This window comes from Chloroherpetonaceae bacterium (genome assembly GCA_025056565.1).
Taxonomy (GTDB): domain Bacteria; phylum Bacteroidota; class Chlorobiia; order Chlorobiales; family Thermochlorobacteraceae; genus Thermochlorobacter.
This window is the reverse complement of record JANWWA010000007.1, coordinates 1-22,241: the sequence shown is the minus strand read 5'-3', so window position 1 is coordinate 22,241 and position 22,241 is coordinate 1. Positions and strand designations below refer to the sequence as shown.

Annotated in this window: 21 protein-coding genes; 10 read left to right on the top strand and 11 right to left on the bottom strand. The window is 50.2% G+C overall.

The window, feature by feature from the left end; translation table 11 throughout:
* The first annotated feature begins 21 nt into the window (after positions 1-21).
* The 6 genes from prpB (at position 22) to NZM05_06830 (ending at position 3,790) form a co-directional block, all read left to right on the top strand.
* Positions 22-918, top strand: coding sequence for a methylisocitrate lyase (prpB, locus tag NZM05_06855; GenBank protein ID MCS7013335.1), 897 nt, complete (start codon positions 22-24; stop codon positions 916-918).
* 49 nt (positions 919-967) lie between these two features.
* Positions 968-1,243 (top strand): DUF433 domain-containing protein, encoded by a 276-nt coding sequence (locus tag NZM05_06850; GenBank protein MCS7013334.1) that lies wholly within the window; start codon positions 968-970, stop codon positions 1,241-1,243.
* Positions 1,185-1,571, top strand: a complete 387-nt coding sequence (locus tag NZM05_06845) for a hypothetical protein (protein ID MCS7013333.1) — start codon at positions 1,185-1,187, stop codon at positions 1,569-1,571. The genes NZM05_06850 and NZM05_06845 overlap by 59 nt, the downstream gene beginning before the upstream one ends.
* A 34-nt stretch (positions 1,572-1,605) precedes the next feature.
* Positions 1,606-2,733 (top strand): hypothetical protein, encoded by a 1,128-nt coding sequence (locus tag NZM05_06840; GenBank protein ID MCS7013332.1) that lies wholly within the window; start codon positions 1,606-1,608, stop codon positions 2,731-2,733.
* Positions 2,734-2,748: 15 nt separating this feature from the next.
* Positions 2,749-2,898, top strand: a complete 150-nt coding sequence (locus NZM05_06835) for a DUF5989 family protein (GenBank protein ID MCS7013331.1) — start codon at positions 2,749-2,751, stop codon at positions 2,896-2,898.
* A gap of 442 nt (positions 2,899-3,340) precedes the next feature.
* Positions 3,341-3,790: a hypothetical protein gene (locus NZM05_06830; GenBank protein MCS7013330.1), complete on the top strand. Its 450-nt coding sequence runs from the start codon at positions 3,341-3,343 to the stop codon at positions 3,788-3,790.
* Here the strand turns inward: NZM05_06830 and NZM05_06825 are convergent.
* Positions 3,760-4,158, bottom strand: a complete 399-nt coding sequence (locus NZM05_06825; GenBank protein MCS7013329.1) for a response regulator — start codon at positions 4,156-4,158, stop codon at positions 3,760-3,762. The genes NZM05_06830 and NZM05_06825 overlap by 31 nt on opposite strands.
* A gap of 359 nt (positions 4,159-4,517) precedes the next feature.
* Here NZM05_06825 and NZM05_06820 point away from each other — a divergent pair, with 359 nt between their 5' ends.
* Positions 4,518-4,706 (top strand): hypothetical protein, encoded by a 189-nt coding sequence (locus NZM05_06820; protein ID MCS7013328.1) that lies wholly within the window; start codon positions 4,518-4,520, stop codon positions 4,704-4,706.
* Positions 4,707-4,754: 48 nt separating this feature from the next.
* Here the strand turns inward: NZM05_06820 and NZM05_06815 are convergent, their stop codons facing one another.
* The 7 genes from NZM05_06815 to acs all read right to left on the bottom strand — a co-directional run bounded on the left by NZM05_06815 (position 4,755) and on the right by acs (position 14,840).
* On the bottom strand, positions 4,755-5,786 hold the full coding sequence (locus NZM05_06815) for an ABC transporter permease (GenBank protein MCS7013327.1): 1,032 nt from the start codon (positions 5,784-5,786) through the stop codon (positions 4,755-4,757).
* Between the two features lie 5 nt (positions 5,787-5,791).
* Positions 5,792-7,624 (bottom strand): glutamine--fructose-6-phosphate transaminase (isomerizing), encoded by a 1,833-nt coding sequence (glmS, locus tag NZM05_06810; GenBank protein ID MCS7013326.1) that lies wholly within the window; start codon positions 7,622-7,624, stop codon positions 5,792-5,794.
* Positions 7,625-7,686: 62 nt separating this feature from the next.
* Positions 7,687-8,943 carry an alanine racemase gene (gene alr / locus NZM05_06805; protein ID MCS7013325.1) on the bottom strand — a complete coding sequence of 419 codons (1,257 nt, stop codon included), beginning with the start codon at positions 8,941-8,943 and terminating at the stop codon, positions 7,687-7,689.
* Between the two features lie 49 nt (positions 8,944-8,992).
* Positions 8,993-9,349: an SxtJ family membrane protein gene (locus NZM05_06800; protein ID MCS7013324.1), complete on the bottom strand. Its 357-nt coding sequence runs from the start codon at positions 9,347-9,349 to the stop codon at positions 8,993-8,995.
* Positions 9,350-9,472: 123 nt separating this feature from the next.
* A complete protein-coding gene (locus tag NZM05_06795) occupies positions 9,473-10,315 on the bottom strand; it encodes a DUF4249 domain-containing protein (GenBank protein ID MCS7013323.1) in 843 nt (280 codons plus the stop codon).
* Positions 10,316-10,384: 69 nt separating this feature from the next.
* Positions 10,385-12,781 carry a TonB-dependent receptor gene (locus NZM05_06790; protein MCS7013322.1) on the bottom strand — a complete coding sequence of 799 codons (2,397 nt, stop codon included), beginning with the start codon at positions 12,779-12,781 and terminating at the stop codon, positions 10,385-10,387.
* A 169-nt stretch (positions 12,782-12,950) separates the two neighbouring features.
* A complete protein-coding gene (gene acs, locus NZM05_06785) occupies positions 12,951-14,840 on the bottom strand; it encodes an acetate--CoA ligase (protein ID MCS7013321.1) in 1,890 nt (629 codons plus the stop codon).
* A 189-nt stretch (positions 14,841-15,029) separates the two neighbouring features.
* Between acs and aroC the strand changes: the two genes are divergently transcribed.
* Together aroC and NZM05_06775 are read left to right on the top strand one after the other, a co-directional pair.
* Positions 15,030-16,235, top strand: a complete 1,206-nt coding sequence (gene aroC, locus NZM05_06780) for a chorismate synthase (protein MCS7013320.1) — start codon at positions 15,030-15,032, stop codon at positions 16,233-16,235.
* 169 nt (positions 16,236-16,404) lie between these two features.
* Entirely contained in the window at positions 16,405-18,144 is a 1,740-nt protein-coding gene (locus NZM05_06775) for a hypothetical protein (protein MCS7013319.1), read from the top strand.
* 109 nt (positions 18,145-18,253) lie between these two features.
* Here the strand turns inward: NZM05_06775 and NZM05_06770 are convergent, their stop codons facing one another.
* Together NZM05_06770 and NZM05_06765 are read right to left on the bottom strand one after the other, a co-directional pair.
* The gene (locus NZM05_06770) at positions 18,254-19,108 is read right to left on the bottom strand and encodes a PHP domain-containing protein (GenBank protein ID MCS7013318.1); all 855 of its coding nucleotides are present in this window, start codon (positions 19,106-19,108) and stop codon (positions 18,254-18,256) included.
* Between the two features lie 86 nt (positions 19,109-19,194).
* On the bottom strand, positions 19,195-19,851 hold the full coding sequence (locus NZM05_06765) for a hypothetical protein (protein MCS7013317.1): 657 nt from the start codon (positions 19,849-19,851) through the stop codon (positions 19,195-19,197).
* Between the two features lie 95 nt (positions 19,852-19,946).
* Between NZM05_06765 and argH the strand changes: the two genes are divergently transcribed.
* Positions 19,947-21,383, top strand: coding sequence for an argininosuccinate lyase (gene argH, locus NZM05_06760; protein ID MCS7013316.1), 1,437 nt, complete (start codon positions 19,947-19,949; stop codon positions 21,381-21,383).
* A gap of 60 nt (positions 21,384-21,443) precedes the next feature.
* On the opposite strand, the gene NZM05_06755 is transcribed toward argH, so the two are convergent.
* Positions 21,444-22,067, bottom strand: coding sequence for a Uma2 family endonuclease (locus NZM05_06755; GenBank protein MCS7013315.1), 624 nt, complete (start codon positions 22,065-22,067; stop codon positions 21,444-21,446).
* Positions 22,068-22,241: the final 174 nt, after the last annotated feature.

Here is a 22,241-nt window from a genome sequence, read left to right as displayed (position 1 = left end):
TACCTGACAACTTTTTGCAATATGACTTGGCTGGTGCAACATCGCTCACAAGTGTCGGCAGGAGCGCGCTTAAAGACGCGACTCTTGCAGCCCGCAATTATCAAAGCGCCTGGCGTGTTCAATGCGCTGGTGGCGCTCTGCGCCAAACAAGTAGGCTTCGACACAGCTTACTTTTCGGGTGCTGCTTTTTCTGCCTCAATGGGCATGCCAGACTTGGGGCTTTTTACGCTCTCCGAATTAGCCGATGCAGTGCGTGCGATTGTGCGCGCCAGTGATTTGCCGCTCATCGTGGATGTGGACACAGGCTTTGGCGAGACGCTTAATGTGATGCGCACCGTGAAAGAACTCGAGGAAGCAGGCGCTGCCGCAGTGCAGATTGAAGACCAAGTGATGCCAAAAAAGTGCGGTCATTTGGACGGAAAGGAAATTATCACAGCTGAAGAGATGATTGAGAAAATTCGTGCGGCAAAATCCGTGCGCAAGGAAATGCTGATTGTGGCACGCACTGACGCCAAGGCGATTGCTGGCATTGGCGAGACCATTCGCCGGGCAAACCTGTATGCTGAAGCAGGTGCGGACCTGATTTTCCCCGAAGCCCTGCAAAGCGAGGAAGAGTTCAAATTGGCAGCAAAGGAAATCCAAGCACCGCTGCTGGCGAATATGACAGAGTTTGGCAAAACGCCCTACATCTCAGCACAGCAGTTCGAAGACTGGGGATACAAGGTCGTAATTTACCCCGTAACCTCGCTTCGAGTAGCGATGAAAGCCGTAGAAGGTGTCTTCAAGGAACTTTTGGAAAGCGGCACCCAAGAAAAGTGGCTTGAGCGTATGCAGACGCGCAAAGAGCTATACGAGCTGATTCGCTATCACGACTATGAATCAGTGGACAAAACCTTTGCACTGGAGCGAAAATTCTAACTAAGGCAAAACCCGAGGGTGAGTTGTGTAATCCATAGCTCAGAGAGCAATGCGGCGAGAAATTGGCAAATACATTTTTAGCGACCCAAAAGTAGGCGAAGGCGAACTGCGCTTTAAAGGCACGCGTATTCCTGTATCTCGAGTATTAGAGCTGATTGCCGAAGGATATTCGCTTGAAGCAGCGGCAGCAGCTTTTCATCACCGCATCTCCAAAGAAGCGGTAGCCGAAGCAGTGATGCTTGCGGCAAAGGCTCTGGAAAAAATTTATGAACCTTCTGGACGAAAACATACCCGAGCCAGAGGCTCAAAAGCTGCGACGCTTTAAGATTCGCATTCGCCAAATTGGAAAAGATATTGCAGTGCTTGGAGATGATGATTTACAGAAAATCATACCGCTTCTACATCAACGCGGAAATATCACGTTCTTTACAGCAGATAGAGACTTTTACAAAGCGGAATTGCGGCATCAGCGCTACTGCCTTGTGTATTTGGATGTGGCGCAATCTGAGGAAGCAACCTACATTCGCCGTTTTCTAAGACACAAGCAGTTCCGTCAGCTAAGGCAGCGCTTGGGGAAAGTGGTAAGGCTATCGCCTGACGGCATTCACTTCTGGACGCTGGGCAGCGACCAGCGGAACTTTGAAACTTGGTAACTTCTATCAACAAAACACAAAACCCTAAACCTCTATGAGTGAGCAGTTTGTCCCCGGATTGGAAAACATCCTTGCGGTTAAAACCAAAGTGTCCGCCCTTGATGTAGTGAAGGAAAAAATCATCATTCGCGGCTATGACCTGATAGAGCTGGCGCAGCGCGTCCCATACCTTGACGTGGCGCACTTGTTGATTTATGAAAAATTACCTACCCCTGACGAAGCAAAGGCCTTTGCCGAGCACATCAAGCAAGAGATGTTCATACCTGACGAGATGTATCGCATTTTTGAGTTGCTACCAAAAGGAATGGACACGATGGACTTGCTCCGCACAGGACTGTCTATTCTCTCAGGCTACGAAGACCACAAGTTGCTGAATGACAATTCCAAAGCAGCAGATATTGAAAAGGGCGTAAAAATTTTAGCCAAGGCTCCGACCATTATGGTCAATGCTTATCGTGCCAATCGCAACTTGCCATTCATCAAGCCAAACCCCTCGCTTTCGTTCTCTGAAAACTTCCTCTATATGATTCAAGGCGAAAGACCTGATGAGGAAACCGCTAAGATGTTCGACCTGATTTTAACCAACTACATTGACCACGAACTGCCAAATTCCACTTTCACGGCGCGTGTGATTGCATCAACGCTTGCTGACATCTACGGCGCAATCGTGGGTGCAGTGGCGTCACTTAAGGGCCCACTGCACGGCGGGGCAAATGAAGCTTGCGTGTATATGTTGCTTGATGTGCTGCAAAAAGGCGGCGCTGCGAAAGCCGAAGAAATCATTATGGAAAAGCTCGCACGAAAAGACAAAATTATGGGCTTTGGGCATCGTGTCTATATGAAAAAGTATGACCCACGTGCATGGCTGCTGAAAGACTACTTGCCAAAGCTCATTCATCGACACAAAGATGGTGAAGAACTCTACAAAATTCATCAAACGATTGAAAAAGTCATGGCGCGCGAGAAAGGCATCTATCCAAATGCCGACTATCCAATTGGCTTAATGTTCTACCTTTTGGGTATTCCAATTGAGCTTTATACGCCAATTTTCTTCTGCTCACGCATTGCAGGGCTGGTAGCCCACATCACTGAGCAGCACAGCGACAACCGCTTGATTCGACCGCGTGCACTCTATGACGGCGCAGAGGACTTACATCTATAATTGAACGGCAAAGCAATGGACATCTTCAAAGATTTATTTCAGTTTTTAGCAGAGCGCAAAAAGTGGTGGTTAGCGCCTATTATCGTGGTGCTGCTGTTTCTTGGCGTGTTGATTGTTCTGGGCGGCGGCACTGCAATCGCACCCTTCATCTACACATTGTTTTAGGTTGCAGCAGCACCGGGCATCAGGGAGAATGGATGAAATCTACTTCTCTCCAAATCTGCTTCTTGCATCTCTGGCGCTCCTAAGGTGTGGGCTCAGAAAGCAAAGCAGCGCCACGACTTCGCTCCGAAGGGACACGATGTAGGCTCATCGTGCTGGAAATGAAGTGAGCCTCTCTAAGCGCGCTCTATTGTGCTATGCTTCTGTTCAAGCCACAAAGGGCGCTTGTGTAGCCTTGACAGCAAAAATGTGTCTGCAACAGGTGAGCTTTGAGCGCAGCACTTCTCCACTCTTTGGCAAATCAGCGCATTGCGGCAAAAGTAAGATTGCAGCTAATACTGAACGAAACAGTGCAAAAAATCACTTTCAAACAACACCTAGTAGGTGCAGAAGCAAGTCCAGCTTACTGAAATCAACTGCACGGTTTATCTGAAAGCAAACATTTATGTCAAAGACGCAACTTAGTCCGCGCTGGGCACGCCTTGAGAAGGTCGAAGAAATTGAGACCGACCAGTATTTCATAGATGTCTATGTCTGCCCACTTGACACCGAAGTCTTGCGAGAGAAGTATCTTAGCGAACCGCCTGTGCTTTATGCGTTTGCGATATTTGACAAGCAAAACCGATATCTGCTCAGTTACGGACTCGAGATGCGAGAGGCTGTGCGCATCCGGGAAGATGAGAGCGAAGAGACATACATTGGCTATTTTCTTGAAGCCTTTTGCGAGCATCAACACTTTACTTGCAAAAACTTCAAAGAAACAGAGCCAAGCTTAGAGACGGTTCGCGCTACGGTGATTTCGCTGGTGGTGGAGTATAACGCCGTAGAGAAAATGCTGGAATACGACCGAGAAGTCGCCCAACATCAAAGAGCGGGAGATGACCCTTCACTGTAGCCAGAGGAAGGCAAAGAAAGCCTCTGCTGCACTTCTGCTAAGATGGTGTCAAAGTCAATAGGCTTGAGCAGCGGCTGGCAGCCAGTTAGCAGCAATACCTCATTCATCTCGTCTTGGCTCAAATCTTTGCCTGTCATCACAAGGGCAGGCATCATGAAGCCTTTGCTGCGTGCAAATCGCAAAAACTCTATACCATTCATCATTGGCATCTCATAATCCGTGAGGATACCGCAGATAGCGTTACCAAAACGCTCAAGAAGCATCACACCGACTGCGCCATTCGGGGCAGCAACCACCTTGTATTGCTCCGAAAGAAAGTCAGTCAGGGTTTCTCGTAGAACGTGGTCATCTTCCAGCAAGAGCAGCATAAGGCAACGATAGTTTTTTCAGGACTGAAACGATTAGGGAAAATTTACGCACAAAAGCTACATCTCTTTAGAGAAAAATCAAATTTTTTTTCTCTAAAAAGAAAATTTGTAATATGGTAGAGATAAATGACACGGATGAGGAAAAACGCAAGGTAGCAGAGGGTATTGGAGCTCGGCTGAGAGAGGTGCGGCTCTTTTTCAATCTTAATCAGCAGTCTTTTGCCTCATATCTGCACACCTCCACAGGCTTTGTTAGTGAAGTAGAAAGCGGCAAGAAGTTACCTGGAGTTCAATTGCTTCATTCTCTAAAGCGAAAATTTAATATCGATACAGACTGGCTCTTGACAGGAAGGGGAACTATGTTTGACTCAAATCACACCGTTGGACCGCAAAGAGCAGTGCAGGGAGTGTCCGATGAAGCAGCGCTGCGCAAGGAAGTTGATGCGCTACGCAAGGAAAACGAGGAGCTTCGGAAGGAAATTTTGAAACTGGAGGCGCAGGTGGCACTGCTCAGCGAGCTGATTATCAAAATCAAAAAAGACACCTAAGAGAGCCACTGTATCTTACTGCAAAAAGAGTGGAATATCACGGGAGACTTAGCGCAGCGACGCATCAGAAAGTCGCTGTGAAGCAATCACGAAAAGAATCACGAGGGCTTGGACAATGAGGAAAATCTCTTTGGGCACGTCTGCATTGATAGTCAGCCCGCCGTAGTCCAATAGCCCGAAGAGCAGGGCGGAGAGCAGAATGCCAAGCGGATTAGTGTTGGCGAGCATTGCGACTGCGATACCGAGAAACCCGATGCCGGCGGTGCTGCCAAGTTCATAGTAGTGGCGGTACCCCAAAACATAATTTGCGGCAACCAGTCCTGCCAGCGCCCCTGCAGCACTCATTGAAAACATAATGTGAAACGGTGCATTGATACCCGCATACTGTGCAGCTTCGGCATTCAAGCCAACAGCACGCAGTTCATAACCAAGTCGGGTGCGTGCCAGCAGCCAATGCACCAGCAATGCCAGTAGCACGGAGAGAAAAATGGCGGCGTTTAGAGGTGAGCGTGCCGTAGCCACAAGAAAAGAAAGACGAGGTAGCCAAGCAGCGTCAGGAATATCCGCAGTGCGTGTGGTGCCGGGCAGTGCAACTTGACTAAGCCAGTAGCTCACGATGGCTTGTGCGACAAAGTTAAGCATAATCGTTGCAATGACTTCGCTGATGCCAAAGCGAGCACGCAAGAATCCTGCTATTGCAGCCCAGAGGCTGCCGATAAGGGCCGACACACCCAAACAGATTGATACAGCAAGCCAAGCAGGCAGTGAGGGAGAAAGCGATGCACCCACTAATGCACAGAAAAATGCGCCCATCATTGCTTGTCCTTCGCCACCGATGTTAAACAGTCCTGCTTTGTAGGGAATTGCAACAGCTAAGCCTGTCAGCACAAGAGGTGTCGCCTTGTAGAGCACTTGACCGATGCCATATCCTGTGCCTAGTGTGCGTGAAAAGAGCTTTTCATAAATCTCAATGGGGTCTTGCCCGATAAGCGCAATCAAGACAGCGCTAAGCCCAAATGCAGCGAAAATCGCTAAGAGCGGTTTAGACCACTCTACCCACTTGGGTAATGCAGCTTGCATGCGCTTTACTCCACGGTTACAGACTTTGCCAAATTGCGTGGCTGATCGACATTGCACCCGCGCATGACCGCAATGTGATATGCTAAGAGCTGAAGCGGAATTACAGTGAGGATAGGAAGCAGAGCATCAAGTGTTTCGGGCACGCGAATAACAAATTCCGCTAGATGATTGATGGCATCATCGCCCTCTGTTGCAATTGCAATCACGCGTCCTTTGCGGCTGCGCACTTCCTCAATGTTGCTGATCACCTTATGGTAGATTGCGTCTTTGGTAGCGATAAACACGACAGGCATATTCTCGTCAATGAGGGCAATTGGACCGTGCTTCATTTCAGCCGCAGGGTAGCCTTCGGCATGGATATAGGAAATTTCCTTGAGCTTCAGAGCGCCTTCAAGTGCCACAGGGAAATTGTAACCGCGCCCCAAGTAGAGGAAGTTGCGGGCATCTTTGAAGGTGTCCGCAATTTTGACAATCAGCTCATTTTGCGAAAGAATCTGCTGAACCTTTTGCGGCAGTTGCAAAAGTTCCGTAATGAAAGTTTTCACTTCTGCGTCAGAGAGGGTGCGGCGATGGCCTAAAGAGAGCGCTATCAGTGCCAGCACGGTGACTTGTGCCGTGAAGGCTTTGGTGGAAGCGACGCCAATTTCAGGCCCTGCGTGCGTATAGACGCCGCAATGCGTCTCGCGCGCAATCGTAGAACCGACGACATTGCAAACGCCAACAACCAGCGCGCCCCGCGCTTTAGCTTCGCGCAGTGCAGCCAGCGTATCTGCAGTTTCGCCTGACTGCGAGATGACAATCACTACATCGCCTTCTCTGATGATAGGATTACGATAGCGAAACTCGGAAGCATACTCGACCTCAACGGGAATGCGTGCAAGGTCTTCAATCAATCGCTCGCCTACTAAGCCAGCGTGCCAACTGGTGCCACAAGCACAAATGATGATGCGAGGCGCAGCACGCAGCTTATCGAGATGCTCTCGCAAGCCGCCTAAGCGAATGGCATTTTCTTCACTAAGCACGCGCCCACGCATACAATTCAAAATTGAATCAGGCTGCTCGTAAATTTCTTTGAGCATAAAGTGCTCGTAGCCCCCTTTCTCAATTTCAGAGATGCTAATGGTAAGTTCTTCGATTGGCTTAGGTAGCTCAATGTTTTCTATAGTCTTGACGCTGCAGCTGTTACGCGTGAGCGTTGCAATTTCTCCATCGGAGAGATAGATAACTTTGCGGGTGTAGCCAACCACGGGTGAAGCATCTGAGCCGACAAAGTGCTCTCCTTCACCAATGCCAATCAGCAGTGGGCTGCCGTTGCGAGCAACAATGAGCTTGTCAGGCTCGCGTGTGGAGATGATGCATAATCCATATGTGCCGACCACTTCACGGAGCGCTAAGCGCACAGCAGTCTCTAAATCGCAGTCTACTTCACGCTGCACTTCCTCAATAAGGTGTGCCAGCACTTCAGTGTCTGTTTCACCCTTGAATTGATGACCTTTTCTCAGTAGCTCAGCACGAATGGCGGCATAGTTTTCAATGATGCCGTTATGAATGATGGCAATTGTGCCATCGCCACTGGTGTGTGGGTGTGCGTTGATGTCGTTTGGAATGCCGTGTGTTGCCCAGCGCGTGTGCCCGATGCCCATTGTCGCTTGAAGCAGCGAACTGGGCAAGGACGCTTCCAGCTCAGCCACCTTTCCTTTGCGCTTGTGAATTTCCAGCTTACCATTGAGCAGTGCAATACCTGCAGAGTCATAGCCTCGATACTCCAAGCGCTTAAGACCCTCAATCAGAATCGGTGCAGCATTCCGATAACCGATGTATCCGACAATTCCGCACATTGTGTGGCAGGTTTGAGTTACCGATTTTTTCTTGCAGAAAACGCAAGATAAAAAACAGTGAATTATTCTACCCAGACGCGAGCAACACGGGGCGACACAGCACACAGCATTTCGTAGCCAATTGTGCCGATGCGCTCAGCCAAGCTATTAACCGGCTCTGCATTCCAGCCAAAAAGTACCACTTCATCACCAACCTGCACCGATTCATCGGTGCCTAAGTCAACCATTATAGCGTCCATTGTAACGGCACCGACCTGTGGAAAAGGCTTGCCGCGAATCCAGACAGTCGCTTTGTTCGACAGCGCGCGCGGGTAGCCATCGGCGTATCCTATCGAGACAGTAGCAATACGTGTGCGGCGTGGTGCACGCCATTGACGTCCATAGCTGATGGTGGTGCCTTGCTCAACCCACTTGATGAACATCACGCGAGACTGCAGCTGCATCACAGGTTGAAGCGGCATAGTAACCTTGAAGTCGGAGCTGGGTGCATAGCCGTAGAGCAAAATGCCGGGGCGCACCATATCCAAGTGCGAGGCTCTTTCAGTTAGAATTGCGCCACTGTTGGCAGCATGCCTTAGAACCCGTCTCTGTGTGCGATGCTCAAACTCACGCACCAGCGAAAGGTAAGTGGATAGCTGCGTGCGTGTAAACTCACAGTCCACGCCGCTGGATGCAAAATGCGTATAGAGCGCTTTTAGTTTAACGAAAGGCGAGTGAAATATCTTTTCAGCAAGTGCAAGTGCTTCAGAGGGAGCTACGCCCAAGCGGCCCATTCCTGTGTCAATTTTTAGATGCGCTACGATTGGCTTGCCGAAGCTGGCAGCAACTGTTTCTGCACAGCGAAATAGCCGCTCATCGCTGATTGAAAGCTCAATATCGTGCTGGAGATAAAGCGGCAAATGCTCAGGTAGGGCAGAAGCAAACGCAAGAATATGCACAGGCTGACGCACGGCTTGCTTTTGCAACACATGGCGAAGATGTATGGCTTCGCTGATGTTTGCGACACCAAAGTGAGACACACCCTCCGAGACCAGCGGCTTGGCAATGCCTTCTACGCCGTGCCCATACCCGTTTGCCTTGACAATCGCCATTATCTCTCGCTGACCAATCCACTGCTTCAGGGCGCGCACATTTTGCCGAAGGTGGCGGAGAGAAATCACCGCTTGCGACAGGTGAGGCAGTAAGGTATGCGATTCTGCAGGCGACGAAGCAGAGCGCGTCGAGTGAGCCTGTGCTGCAATTAAGTCCGTTGCGTTTAGCAAAGTGTTCAGCGTGATAGCAAAGTTTTCGCAAAGATACAGCTTTGCACATTTTCTCAAAGTTTAGCCGCGTGAGAGCAGCAAGCAAGGTGCGGCGCTCTAATGAAGACTACCACGTCTTTTCAAAGTCTATGCGGCTAAATCTGTGTAAGCGCGCTTTGAACATGGAGTTCGGTGGCGGAGCGTGCAGAAAGAGGGGATTCTTGTGCTGCAAACGTCGCAAAAGTGCCAGCGGCGTGAGCAGTAGAAAGAAGAGAGTAGAGAGCAGAATGCGCTGACTTAGGTAACCTAATGCCTCTGATAGCTTGAACCACGCCCAGAGAATGACACGCGTAAGCGTAGCGGAAAGGAGAAAGGCAATGCCGAACGTACAGGCAACATACACCAACCACGCCTGCTGAAAAATCAAAAACAGCACAAGAAACCCTGTTACAATCGCTAACTCTGCCTTGTGCGATAAGTGCATCGCGCTGCCTGAATGAATTTGTGCTCAAGGTGCAACAGAAAAAGAAACTGTGCAAGTCTAGCAAGCAGAAATGACTCCCCTTGAAAGAGAGTAAGGCAATGTGCTATGCAATGCTACAACTGCTCATTGCGGTTGAGGGCGAATGATGAGCTTTCGCTGCGAAGTCCAGCCAACACCAAAGTATCCAAGTGGGTATCGCTCAGGATTGGTGCGGTTAAGGACATTGGAGCGAATAGGTGCAGGGGGCGGATTGAAAGTGCCGCCACCACCTCCCTGCGTTTGAATGAAAAGTGCTCGCAGGTACTCGAAGAGCGACTCACCAATAGAGATAACTTTTACCAGCGCTGTATCACCCGGCTGAAAGAGAATGTTACCCGGCGGCTCTAAGCCACGCAAAGTCTGACCGTTGAAAAACTCGTCAGAACGAATTGAAGAAAATTGATTGCCGGGAGTAATCTCCTGCGTATCGCGCCCATTCTTGAAGAGCTTGATGAAGTAGAAATTCCGCACCTCTGCTGGGTCTGTAAAGTCGACCGCAACGGTTAGGCCGCGCGTAGGAGCAAAAACGTTGTTGCGACGCGGTTTTTGATAAATGGAGTCTATCTTGCCGCCGCGCCGTGCGCTATCAAGGCCTGTTTCATAAACCTCGCCATCGTAGAGAATGCGCAAGCGGTAGCCAAAGTTTTCTTGCACAACCAACGAAGTAGTAATGTATGCACTGTCGCGTTCTGAAAAGACAAACGGAGTTTCCACACCATCGGAACGAATGACACTGACTTGCGCATTGCGCACAAGGGGCGGGCGCACGCCTGCAAGAAATGCAATGCTCTTTGTGAGCTTGATGCGCTGAAACGCTGAATCAGGCTCGCCTACTTTACGCTCAATGATGCCTTCCACCACCAAGCGTGGCGCCTCAGTTGGCAAGTCTAATTGAATAGGGTCTTGGCACGAGGCAGAGACAAACAAAGCGATAGCGAAAGCAGCTTTAGTAACACACTTTGCACTCAGCGGTCGCATGACGATTCAGCACCAAGATTAAAACTTGAATTCCCACGACAGGCTTGGCACAATTCCAAAGAATGCCAATCGAATTGCCTCGCCTTGAAAGCGATTTTCACGACTTTGTCGGAAAGTAATAGAAGCTGCGTTGCGATGGTTGTAGATGTTATAGAGTCCCAGCACCCACGCTGACTTGAAACGTGCATCAGGCGCGCTGGCGTCCCAGCGCACGGAAACATCTAAGCGGTGGTATAGCGGCAAGCGCTCGGCGTTGCGCGTCTCAGGGAAGTGACGAATAATTGCCCCCGAGATTTCATATGCAGCAATGGGAAAATTGGCAGGAATGCCTGTTTGCAACACGAAGTCAGCCGATACCGTCCAAGCATCGCTGATTTTGTAGATTCCGACAAGATTGAGGTTATGCGTGCGGTCAAAAGGTGAAAGATACCACTCTCCACGATTGATGCCTGGACCGCCGTCAACACCATCTACTTTGCGCTCAGAGCGGGAGAGCGTGTAGCTTAGCCAGCCTGTTAGTTTGCCCGTGTTTTTGCGCACAAATAGCTCAATGCCGTAAGCGCGACCGATGCCAGGCAGCACCTCTGTTTCTATGTTGTTGTTGCCAAAGAGATTTGCGCCATCAACAAAATCAATCAAGTTACGCAGGTCTTTGTAGTAAGCCTCGAGTGAAATTTCAATGTCATTACCAAACAAATTTTTGAACAACCCGATTGAAAATTGGTCTGCTACCTGAGGCTCGAAGAAAGGACCGCTTGGTGTGTAGAGGTCGAGCGGCGTAGGTGAGGCAGTGTTAGAAACAAAATGCAAGTTCTGACGGGTGCGATTATAGCTTGCTTTGAAGGAGGTCGATTCATCAATTAGCCAGCGCAAGGCGATGCGTGGCTCAATGCCAAAAAAGGAGCTGATGAGCTGACCGCGACTAAAGTTGGTAGTGCGAGCAACCCGCCCGTTTTCATAGCGGCCTGTGATGCGGCTAAACACCAGCGGTTTCCCATCAACATACTCCCGAATAGGCTCTGGACCAAAGCGATAGAAGAAATTAAACCGCGCGCCATAATCGAGGCTAAGTTCCTTCGTGAGAGGAAACTCGTGCCGAATGTAGAATGATGGCTCAAAGGCATACTTCTCGTCCAGCACTGACGGGCGAATAGGTGAATCGCGCAAGGGCTCGAGGCGACCAGGTATGAACTGATAGTAGACAGCCTCAATGCCGAAGTCAATTTGGTGGTCGTCGCTGATAAGATAAGTAAAATCAGCTTTGAAAGTAGGGGTGATAATACCCGAAATCAATTGAAATTCAGCACCAGGGGAAAGGATGCGTAAAATGTTATCGTAACTGCTGTAAACTGCGGTGAAACTCGAGAAAAAGCTACGACTGAGAAGGTGATTCCAGTGGAGCGAAAGCGCAAGATTGCCATATCCCGTGCCAAAAATTTCAGGTAAACCAAAATCATCACGACCCAAGTAACCCGAGAAAGAGAGACGGTCATTTTCGCTGAAGGTGTAGCTGGCTTTCAGGTTCAAGTCATAAAAGTAAAGCACAGTGCCCCGAAAGTCGCGTGAGAGATTTAAAAACAGGTCCGCATACGAGCGGCGTCCTGCAAGTAAAAAAGAGCCGCGCTCCTTAACAATCGGGCCTTCAAAAAGAAGTCGGCTACTGAGGAGACCAATCCCGCCATTCAAACTAAGCTCGCTAGGATTGCCTCTGCGCTGATGCACATCTAAGACCGATGAGAGCCGACCGCCATAATTAGCAGGGATAGCTGCCTTGTAGAGCTTAAAGTCCTCAATTGCATCGGAATTGAAGACAGAAAAAAAGCCAAGCAGGTGTGCGGCGTTGTAGATTGTGGCTTCATCGAGCAAGATAAGATTTTGGTCGGTGCTACCGCCGCGCACACTGTAGCCTGTGGTGCCTTCGGGAGCTGAGACGCCGGGCAATAGCTGTAGTGTTTTCAAAATGTCGGTCTCGCCCAAAACAACAGGCACGCGCTTAGCGGTCTCTGCATCGAACTTTGTAGCACCCATCTCTGTGCTGGTTACATTTGTTGAGGGGCGTTCTGCAGATACGGTAACTTCCTCTGCTTGCAGCTCAGCTGGCTCTAAGAGAAAATTTTTAGTGAGGTTACTTCTAAGTGTGAGGGTTTGGCGCAATTCTTGGTAGCCAATGCTGCGCACAATGACCGTGTAAGTGCCTGGCTCAGCCGTGATAGCGTAATAACCATTTGCATTCGTAGCAGTGCCTCTGGCGATTTCTTTAAGTTGCACCGTTGCACCAACAAGCTCTTCGCCTGTTTTGGCATCGCGCACATAGCCGCTTAGCGTAACCGTTTGTGCCAGTGCTGTGTGAGACACTGTAACAAGGAAGAGTGTGAACAGAAAGCCCTTCGCCTTAGAAAAACAATCTCGATACATAACCAGCCAAGTAATTAAGCTATGAGAAGCGGGAAAACTGCAAGACACTTGCAAAAACTGCAAAGCTGTCCAGATTCGTTCCCTCTGAGCAAGAATTGTAGGGGCACCACAGTTGCATCGCTATCTACTGAAAGCAATGCTCGAGCTTTAAAGTCTCGGGGTGGGCACTTTACTCTTCCAGTGTTGATAAGTCCCCGACGTCTTGTCCAAGTGATTCGGCTTTGAGCAAGCGACGCATAATTTTGCCACTGCGTGTTTTCGGAAGCGTTGCGCGAAACTCAATTTCGCTCGGCGTGGCAATCGGTCCTAACTCGCGCCGCACATGGTCGCGCAAGACGTTGCGCAGAGTCTCCGTAGGTTCGTGTCCTGCTTTGAGCACCACAAAGGCTTTGATACGCTCGCCTTTGATTTCATCAGGCAAGCCGATGACAGCGGCTTCGGCAACGGCGCCATGCGTAAGGAAGGCGCTCTCCACTTCCGCCGTGCCGATGCGATGCCCAGCGACATTCATCACATCATCGGCTCTACCTAAGATGCAGATGTAACCCTCTTCATCATAGAACGCCACGTCGCCTGATGTGTAGCAGCCTTCAAAATCCTCCCAGTATTTTTTGTAGCGTGCATCGTCGCCCCAAACGGTGCGCATCATATACGGAAGCGGTCGGCGCAAAATGAGCAATCCGCCTTGATTGGGGGCCACTGGCTTGCCGTCAGGTGAAACTATATCAACCACTGCAGTTGGCATTGGCTTGCCAGCTTTACCGAGTTTAGCTTTGAAGGCAGGCAGCGTGCCAATCACAGGCGAAGCAATTTCTGTTTGCCACCAATTATCAACTACGAAACCCCGCTCGCCAAGAATGGTCTCTTGCGCCCACTGATGGGCTTCGGGATTGAGCGGTTCGCCTGCGCAGGCAATCAATCGGAGCGAACTGGTGTCGAACTTCTTGACGTGCTCCGCACCGTGCTTCATAAACATACGAATTGCAGTGGGCGCAGTAAACATCAAATTGACACCGTGTCGCTCAACCGTTTGCCAAACGATGCCTGGGTGCGGATAATCAAGCGCGCCCTCGCGCACGAGCACAGTGGCACCATTGAGCAGCGGCCCATAGACAATGTAGCTATGTCCAACTGCCCAACCAAGGTCAGAAGTCGACCAGAAAACGTCAGTCTCTTTGATGTCGTAGAATGCGCGTGCAAAGTAGTATGTGCCGACCATATAGCCGCCATGGACGTGCACCACGCCTTTGGGTTTACCGGTCGTGCCGCTCGTGTAGAGAATGAAAAGCGGATGTTCGGCATCGACAATTTCTGCGTCGCAGTGCTGCGGTTGATGCTCAATGAACTCGAAGAAATCGACCTCGCGCGAAGAGGCAAGTTCCTGCTTCGGTTCTTGGCGACGCAAGACGACGATTTTCTCAATGAACTCAATGTCGCGCACCGCTTCATCGACGATGCTTTTGAGGTTGACGGTCTTGCCTGCGCGGTAAGTTACGTCGGCGCAGAAGACGACTTTGGCACGAGAGTCCTCAATGCGCGTTCTAAGCGCGCCGACGCCCATTCCTGCATAGACGACAGAGTGAATTGCACCGATGCGCGCGCATGCAAGCATGGCGTAAATGCCTTCCACCGTGAGCGGCATATAGATAATCACGCGGTCGCCTTTCCGCACGCCTGCTTCTTTGAGCGCGTTAGCCACTTGCGAGACACGGCGGAGCAATCGGTCGTAAGTGACCACGACTTCCTTGCCGCTTTCCGTCGTCCAGATGAACGCGACTTTATTGCGCCGATGACTGTTGACATTGCGGTCGAGTGCGTTGATAGTGATGTTCGTCTTGCCGCCAATGAACCATTCGTGATGCGGTGGCTCAAATTTCAGGACGGTATGCCATTTTTCTTGCCACCAGAGTTCACTGGCAATGCTTTCCCAAAATTTTTCGGGCGCAGAAATGCTGTATCGGTAGAGCGCATCGTAATCTTGAATCAGTGCATTTTTACGAAGCGATTCAGGTGGCACAATGACACGTTTTTCAGCCGCAAGCGTTTCAATAGATGACATAAATGACTCTCCTTTGTTTGTGCTGAGTAAGGGCAGGAAAAGTTAGATAGGTGAAAAGAGAGTTCAAAGCTGCTTTGTGGCATTGCAGCAGGCTATGAAATCGTGCGCTCGCACTGGTTAAACTTCACAACCGTTGCTTTCTTGCCAGCAAGCAGCTTAACTTTCCTAAGCAAGAGAGAACGCTAAATGATACGCTATCTAACAGCAGGAGAATCACATGGGCCGGCGCTAACGGCAATTGTAGAAGGGATGCCAGCAGGCGTGCCCCTCTCACCTGCGCAGATTGATGCGCAACTCTATCGCCGTCAACAAGGCTATGGGCGCGGTCATCGAATGAAGATTGAATCTGATGCGGTCGAGATTCTCTCAGGTGTGCGCTTTGGTAAGACGATAGGTTCGCCAATTACGCTGCTGATTCGTAATGCCGACTGGAAAAATTGGATGGAAAAGATGAGTCAGTTTGCACCGCCTGCATCGCCTGTCAAGCCTGTAGAAGTGCCACGACCCGGGCATGCAGATTTTGCAGGAGTGCTGAAATACGACTTTGACGACATTCGTCCTGTTATTGAGCGTGCCTCTGCGCGAGAAACAGCCGCGCGCGTGGCCGCTTGCACAGTAGCACGACTACTCTTGCAAGAGTGTGGAATTTCTATCGGCAGCTATGTATCAGCCATCGGGCCGGCTCTGGAGCCTGAAGCCCCAGCGACCCTTGAAGCTATGCTATCGCAGCGCGCAGAGCTAATCAGTCAGGCAGCCGACATGTCTCCTGTGCGAATGTTGCATAAGGAAGCGGAAGAAAAAGCGATGGCCTGTATTGACGAGGCAAAACAGCGTGGCGATACGCTCGGTGGCATTATTGAGGTCTTCGTAACAGGCCTACCAATCGGTTTAGGCAGTTATGTGCAGTTCGACCGCAAGTTAGACGGCGAGTTAGCCAAAGCTGTTCTTTCAATTCAAGCGGTAAAAGGATTTGAAATCGGGCCGGCATTCCGCAATGCGACACGTTTTGGCTCAGAGGTGCACGATGAGCTGTTCTTTGATGAAACAGGAATGCCAACTCGCAAGACCAACCGAGCAGGTGGTTTGGAAGGCGGTATGACAAACGGTGCACCGCTGCACCTGCGTGTGGCGATGAAACCTATCTCTACGCTGATGAATCCACTTCACTCTATCAACCTGCAGACGCTGGAAAAAACACACTCTCACATTGAGCGCTCCGATGTGTGTGCTGTTCCTGCTTGTTCCGTGATTGTCGAAGCAGTCATTGCGCCCGTTATTGCAAACGCCCTACTTGAAAAGTTTGGAGGTGATAGCCTGCAAGAGGTGCAAGAGCGATTAGCTCAATACAGAGACCGCATAGCGGCGCGTTTTCAGCGAAAGTCAGTTTCGCCATAGGCAGAAAAGGGTATCGTCGGACGATGGAACTTGGAACACTGCCCTGTGCTGAGCAGCGCAGGACAGCAGGGCAAAATCGCTGCTCTCACACCTTGCGGCTTTGAGAATCTCCGCATATCGTCTATCTTTGCGGGGCAACTTGCCCCCTGAACAAAAACTTTTGCGAAAAATGAACGCAGTGTCTTCTCTGTCCCGTCTTTGCAAGCCGCTGTTAGGAGTGGTAATCTGCCTGCTTATCTGCTCAGCGGTCAGCGCGCAGGAGCGCAAGTATGCCCGAAAATCTATTACATCGCTTGGGTCTGTGCTCATCAAGCCCGGACTGGCAACAAAGCCCGACTTGGATATTGTGCAGAATCGCTTGAAAGCATACATAGAACTGCCGCGCTTCGACTTTAACGTGCTCTCGGAAAACACTATGCGAGAGTTCCGCCAGAAGGCCAATCAAACAGACCTAAGCCCTGAGAGCATTGGGGCAGCCTTAAATCAAACTGTGGTGCCAAAAGTGCTCGAGGTGGTAAAAGCGGTAGCTGCCTTGCGGGCGCAAGGTAATCTCAAAGAAGAAGATTTGGCGCGTGCAGCCGTTGATAAAATGAAAGGCTCAGGACTCACTGCAGAAGATATTAAGAAAGTCTATAACTCAGCGTTCATTTACCTACCTGTTATCACGGACTACACAGAGCAGACAGTAGCTGACAACTTCGTGGTAGAAGTCAAGGGCTATATCCTGTGGTATCGCATCATCGTCTCAGATGATGGCAAGAATGCTTCGGCGGTGCTACTTACAAGTCTGTCTCAGCCGAAGGCGGGGGCTTGGAGCCACAACCCCGACGAAAAGGTCAAACTCAAGCGGCGAGAAGTTGATGGAAAAACCTACGCACGGCTGAAGGCCATCGGCGGGTGGGCACAAGCTGAAGCTTTAGCTATGCGTGAGTTGCCTGAGTTCAAGCTTTCAGCGGAAATTCGTAGCGTGGAAGGGCAGTTTGTGACAGCAGGACTTGGCAAGCGAGAAGGCATAAATTTGGACGATGGCTTCAATGTGGTGGATTTCTATGATGATGGCAATGGCGGAGTGGTTGCAAAAGAAATTGGGTTTTACCGCGCTGCACAAGTTGTCGATAATCGCAATGATGATAGCCAGTCGTCGCTCTTTTATGGCTACATTCGTGCAGGCGTTGACCGTGGCAGTTTGTTAGTTGAGCGCCCGCGCCTACCTGTCGATGTACGCATTCGCCCACGATTTACAACGCTTAACATTCCACGCACGGCTGTCCCTGCTAATGAGTTCACATACAACAACCTTGTTGCAGGGCGAATTGGATTTGGCAGCATATTTGCACTCAACGAGAATGCAAGCTCGGCAGCAGGTATAGAAGCAGCTCTGCTGCTGAATTTGGCGCGATACACTGGTATTACTCAGTTCTTCGGACTGCTTGAGGGAGGACTGGCGATTCCACTTGCCAGAGGTTCAGACGTTTTTCTCACCTCATGGAATGTTAGCTTAGGCGCGCAGAAAAAATTCTGGTTTAGTTGGATTAATCTCAGCCTCAGTGCGTTGGCAGGTGCAGATTTTCTGAGTATCTCGGGCAGCAACAACAATACAGGTCAGCTGGAAAGTTTGAATCTAATGATGCTGGGTGCTCGACTCGATGCTTCGCTGGAATTGATGCTCAGTCCTGACTTGCTCTTCTCTGTTAGCTTAGGCTACAAGCTTACAACGGCGCCACTTGTCGGCTCAGTTAAGTTTAGGGGTAGTGACGAAATTAATTTGAGAACAGACGAAGACCGAATGCGTCCCTTCCAAGACATTAACTTCTCAGGCGTGGTGATTGGTGCAAGCATTTCCTTCACGCTGCCAAGCTCTTCGGCAGTGGATGTAACATCGCTGCTTCCAACAGATATTGACTACTGAGCCACGCTAATGAAATGCACTTGAAACCGTGTAAAAGAGAAGCATTTCACACTTGACAGTCAGAACAAAAAACCCTGACAAGTGTAGTCAGGGCTCAGCTCTTTAAAACTCACACAGCAAGACGATTTTTCATTTTCTCCAGCCAGTTGTAGGAGATATACATCTGCCCGAAAAGTTCGTCATCTTGTGGCTTGGCGCCGTGATAGTCAGAGCCACCAGACATTAGAAGGAAGTATTCGTTGGCGATGGCGCGATAGAACTCCTGCCGCTCTGAGTCGTGTGCAGGGTGAATAATCTCTAAGCCATCAATGCCAAGGTCAATAAGGTATCGAACTGTGTCGTCGGGCACAAATCGCCCGGGGTGTGCAAGAAAGGAAAGCCCCCCTGCTTCGTTGATGAGGCGAATTACTTCAGCTGGCTCGGTCTCCTCGCTCTTTTCATAAGCAGGACTGTGTGTGCCGATATACTTCGCAAAGGCTTCACTGTAACTTTGCACATAGCCTGATTCTTGCAACACAGCAGCAATATGCGGTCGCCCAACCGAGCCATTTGCAGCTTTTGCGAAGACTTGCTCGATTCGGATATAGACACCCATTTTGCGCAAGTTTTCGACAATTTTCTCTGTGCGCAAAATGCGGCGCTCGCGGCAGGCTTTCAGATACTCGTTTAGCTCAGAATCTTCTTGAACGAAATAGCCTAAGATGTGCACATCACGACCTTGATGGGAAGTGCTGACTTCAACACCTGGAATCAATTCTATACCTAATTCATCGGCAACAGGTTTAGCCTCGTGATACGCTGCAAGGTTATCGTGGTCTGTGATGCTGATAACTTTTAAGCCTGCTGCAAAGGCTTTTCTGACAAGTTCCTGAGGTGAATACTTTCCGTCCGAGCAAGTCGTATGCATGTGTAAGTCAACCGCAGCGAGCCCGCGCTCGCTATCGGTAGCGCGTAACGGTGTCATATCGTTGATGAAGTTTATCGTTTCTCATTTTTCGAAGAAACTTACTGAGGGTAGGCAAAAATTCCTAACAGCGGGGGGGTCTGAGCTTACCGCTGTTCAGCACTGGCCGCCAATCCTTGTGCGACGCTCCACTCCACGATAGCATGCTGAATAGCGTCCTGCTTGCCTGTAAAAAAGTGATCCGCATCAGGGACGGCATAGAGCGTTTTGGGGTCGCTAATGCCCTCATAGCGGCGCAGGAAGTGCTCAAAGGGAGCAATTGTATCACACTGACCGTGAATAAAGAGCTTCGGCTTGACCGATGTCGCAAAGGGAGCTGTTTCAAACAGGCGAGTGGGAAGCCCAATAGCAATAAGATGTGACACGCGAGTATCGCTAGCGCCATATGACAGTCCAACCCATGCCCCGAAAGAAAAGCCAGCAACAACGACGGGTATGGACAGACTGTGATGCATAGAGCACAGAAAATCAATAGCAGCTCGAACATCGTCTTGTTCGCCAATACCGTTATCATACCGCCCGTCGCTCGCCATCACACCCCGAAAGTTGAAGCGAAGCACCGCTCCGCCTAAATTGTGCAAGGCGCGTGCAGTTGTGGCAACCACCTTATTGTGCATCGTGCCTTGATAGAGCGGATGGGGGTGACAGACCACCGCCAAGAACAGTGGCGAGGGCACTGGATTAAAAATTGCCTCCAACTTTCCTGCAGAGCCTTCAAAGAAAAGCACCTTCGAGAATGACATTTTCAAACCACTTGCGTAAGAGCGTGGGCAAATCAAAACCAACTTTGTCGCAATTTAGCGACGAAACAGAGTAACTTTGAGAGAAAAACTAAGCGATGGCAAAATCAAAAGCATCTTCAAGGCGCAGCAATACAAAACTCTGGGGCGGTGGCTTCAGAGAAGAATTAGATGAGCTTGCCTTTGAATTCTCAAAGTCGATCAATCTCGATGCAAGGCTCTACAAAGAAGACATTCAAGGCAGCTTAGCCCACATAGACATGCTGGCGGCGCAAGGCTTGCTTTCGAAGCGAGAAGCAGCGACACTCACGCAAGCACTTCACACCGTTGAAAAAGAGCTGGAGCAGGGCAAGTTTCCGTTTGAAAATGGTCAAGAGGACATTCATCTTGCAATTGAGAAGCGGCTTTATGACCTCGTGGGCAGCGTAGCAGGCAAGTTGCACACCGCACGCAGCCGCAACGACCAAGTCGCCACCGATGAACGACTCTATTTGCGTCGCCGAATTGATGAACTCATCGCCTGCCTCACTACATTGCAAACGGAACTGGTTGCCAAAGCGGATAAATACTTCAATGCTGTGATGCCCGGATACACTCATCTGCAGCGTGCACAGCCAGTTCTACTCTCGCATCATCTGCTTGCCTACTGCGAAATGTTCGAGCGCGACAAGTCTCGCTTGCAAGATTGCCGAGTGAGGCTAAATGTCTCTCCACTGGGGGCAGCGGCGCTTGCTGGCACTCCACACCCGATTGACCGCCGTCGGACTGCCCGCACATTAGGTTTCTCCGACGTTCTGCGCAACAGTATGGATGCCGTAAGCGACCGAGACTACCTGATTGAATTCATTGCTGCCTGCTCAATCATAATGATGCATCTATCACGGCTGGCTGAAGAAGTCGTGCTGTGGTCGTCAGAGGAGTTTCGCTTTATCACGCTGAGCGATGCCTTTACTACAGGAAGTAGCATTATGCCCCAGAAAAAAAATCCTGATATGGCAGAGCTGGTGCGTGGTAAGACAGGTCGTGTCTATGGCGACCTGATGAACATCCTGACCGTAATGAAGGGTCTGCCCCTGGCATACAACCGAGATATGCAAGAAGACAAATTCCCAATGCTGGATGCGGCAGATACCACTGAAGCCTGCCTTCGGGTTTTTGCAGCCATGCTGCGCTCGGCGGTCTTCAATGTGGAGCAGATGCACCGTGCCGTATTGCAAGGTTATACCACCGCTACAGACTTAGCCGATTATCTGGCTAACAAAGGCGTTCCTTTCCGTGAAGCACACGAAATTACGGCAAAGATCGTGCAATATGCCTCTGCGCAGCATCTTTTGCTACAGGACTTAGACCTCAAAATCTTAAAGCAATTTTCTCCGCTGTTTGAGGACGATGTCTATGCCTATCTCAATCCTGAAAGCTCACCAGCACGCAAACGCTCCGAAGGCTCCACCGCCCCAAAAGAAGTGATGGCACAACTGGATTTTTGGAAAAAAATGCTCTCAGGAAAAGGCAACGCAGCAAAAAGAAAAGCATAAAAAAAGTCTAGCAAGAGTGTATGCAGTGTGCCAAGCGACCGTAACGATTGGAGAGAGCACCTATCTTAGAAGCCTAAGGTCGAGTGAGAAGTTTGGGAGGATGGGGTCAGCACGGAGGACTTGGTCAAAGCCTTTGACGAGCTGAGGGGGCAAGTTGGGCTGATAGAGGCGCACTTCTTCGGCTTGTGGGAAGATGAGCCACCCCAGCAAGGTGCCGTGTTCCAGATACTCGTGCATTTTTTCATTGGCGTCGGCAAGGTCATCGGAGTTGGACATCAGTTCCACGACAAAGTCAGGGGCGAGGGGTGGGAAGGTTTCTTTTTGTTTGTCGGAAAGAGCGTTCCAGCGTTCAAGGCGCACAAAAGCGGCATCGGGAGAGCGAATTGCGCCGTTGGGCAACCGAAAACCCGTCGAAGAATCAAAAACGACGCCGAGCTTATGTGTGCGGTTCCATAGTGTGAGTTCAGCGACAATTTCGGAGTTTCGCCGACCTGTATTGCCGCCTGTGAGAGCCATCAAGATGATGTGGCGGTGTTTGTCGCGTTCCATTTTGAGGGTGGGGTTGGCTTTGGCAAATTCGTAGAAGTCCTCGTCGCTCATCTCCATCGTCTTCGGCAACGAGAGTGTAATCTTGGATAAATAGGCGCTCACATCAAGCATTGCGTCATCTCCGTCGTTATGCATAATGTATGAACGATAGGCATTATTTCAGAAGCCTAAGGTCGAGTGAGAAGTTTGGGAGGATGGGGTCAGCACGGAGGACTTGGTCAAAGCCTTTGATGAGCTGAGGGGGCAAGTTGGGCTGATAGAGGCGCACTTCTTCGGCTTGTGGGAAGATGAGCCACCCCAGCAAGGTGC

Coding starts and splice junctions, on each gene's coding strand:
- NZM05_06825 (MCS7013329.1), bottom strand. CDS start 4,158: ATGCTGCTCTTGCTGGAAGATGACCACGTTCTACGAGAAACCCTGACT.
- NZM05_06765 (MCS7013317.1), bottom strand. CDS start 19,851: ATGTCATTCTCGAAGGTGCTTTTCTTTGAAGGCTCTGCAGGAAAGTTG.
- NZM05_06775 (MCS7013319.1), top strand. CDS start 16,405: ATGAACGCAGTGTCTTCTCTGTCCCGTCTTTGCAAGCCGCTGTTAGGA.
- NZM05_06755 (MCS7013315.1), bottom strand. CDS start 22,067: ATGCATAACGACGGAGATGACGCAATGCTTGATGTGAGCGCCTATTTA.
- prpB (MCS7013335.1), top strand. CDS start 22: ATGACTTGGCTGGTGCAACATCGCTCACAAGTGTCGGCAGGAGCGCGC.
- NZM05_06830 (MCS7013330.1), top strand. CDS start 3,341: ATGTCAAAGACGCAACTTAGTCCGCGCTGGGCACGCCTTGAGAAGGTC.
- NZM05_06800 (MCS7013324.1), bottom strand. CDS start 9,349: ATGCACTTATCGCACAAGGCAGAGTTAGCGATTGTAACAGGGTTTCTT.
- glmS (MCS7013326.1), bottom strand. CDS start 7,624: ATGTGCGGAATTGTCGGATACATCGGTTATCGGAATGCTGCACCGATT.
- NZM05_06835 (MCS7013331.1), top strand. CDS start 2,749: ATGGACATCTTCAAAGATTTATTTCAGTTTTTAGCAGAGCGCAAAAAG.
- NZM05_06845 (MCS7013333.1), top strand. CDS start 1,185: ATGAACCTTCTGGACGAAAACATACCCGAGCCAGAGGCTCAAAAGCTG.
- NZM05_06815 (MCS7013327.1), bottom strand. CDS start 5,786: ATGCAAGCTGCATTACCCAAGTGGGTAGAGTGGTCTAAACCGCTCTTA.
- NZM05_06850 (MCS7013334.1), top strand. CDS start 968: ATGCGGCGAGAAATTGGCAAATACATTTTTAGCGACCCAAAAGTAGGC.
- acs (MCS7013321.1), bottom strand. CDS start 14,840: ATGTCATCTATTGAAACGCTTGCGGCTGAAAAACGTGTCATTGTGCCA.
- NZM05_06840 (MCS7013332.1), top strand. CDS start 1,606: ATGAGTGAGCAGTTTGTCCCCGGATTGGAAAACATCCTTGCGGTTAAA.
- argH (MCS7013316.1), top strand. CDS start 19,947: ATGGCAAAATCAAAAGCATCTTCAAGGCGCAGCAATACAAAACTCTGG.
- NZM05_06790 (MCS7013322.1), bottom strand. CDS start 12,781: ATGTATCGAGATTGTTTTTCTAAGGCGAAGGGCTTTCTGTTCACACTC.
- NZM05_06820 (MCS7013328.1), top strand. CDS start 4,518: ATGTTTGACTCAAATCACACCGTTGGACCGCAAAGAGCAGTGCAGGGA.
- NZM05_06770 (MCS7013318.1), bottom strand. CDS start 19,108: ATGACACCGTTACGCGCTACCGATAGCGAGCGCGGGCTCGCTGCGGTT.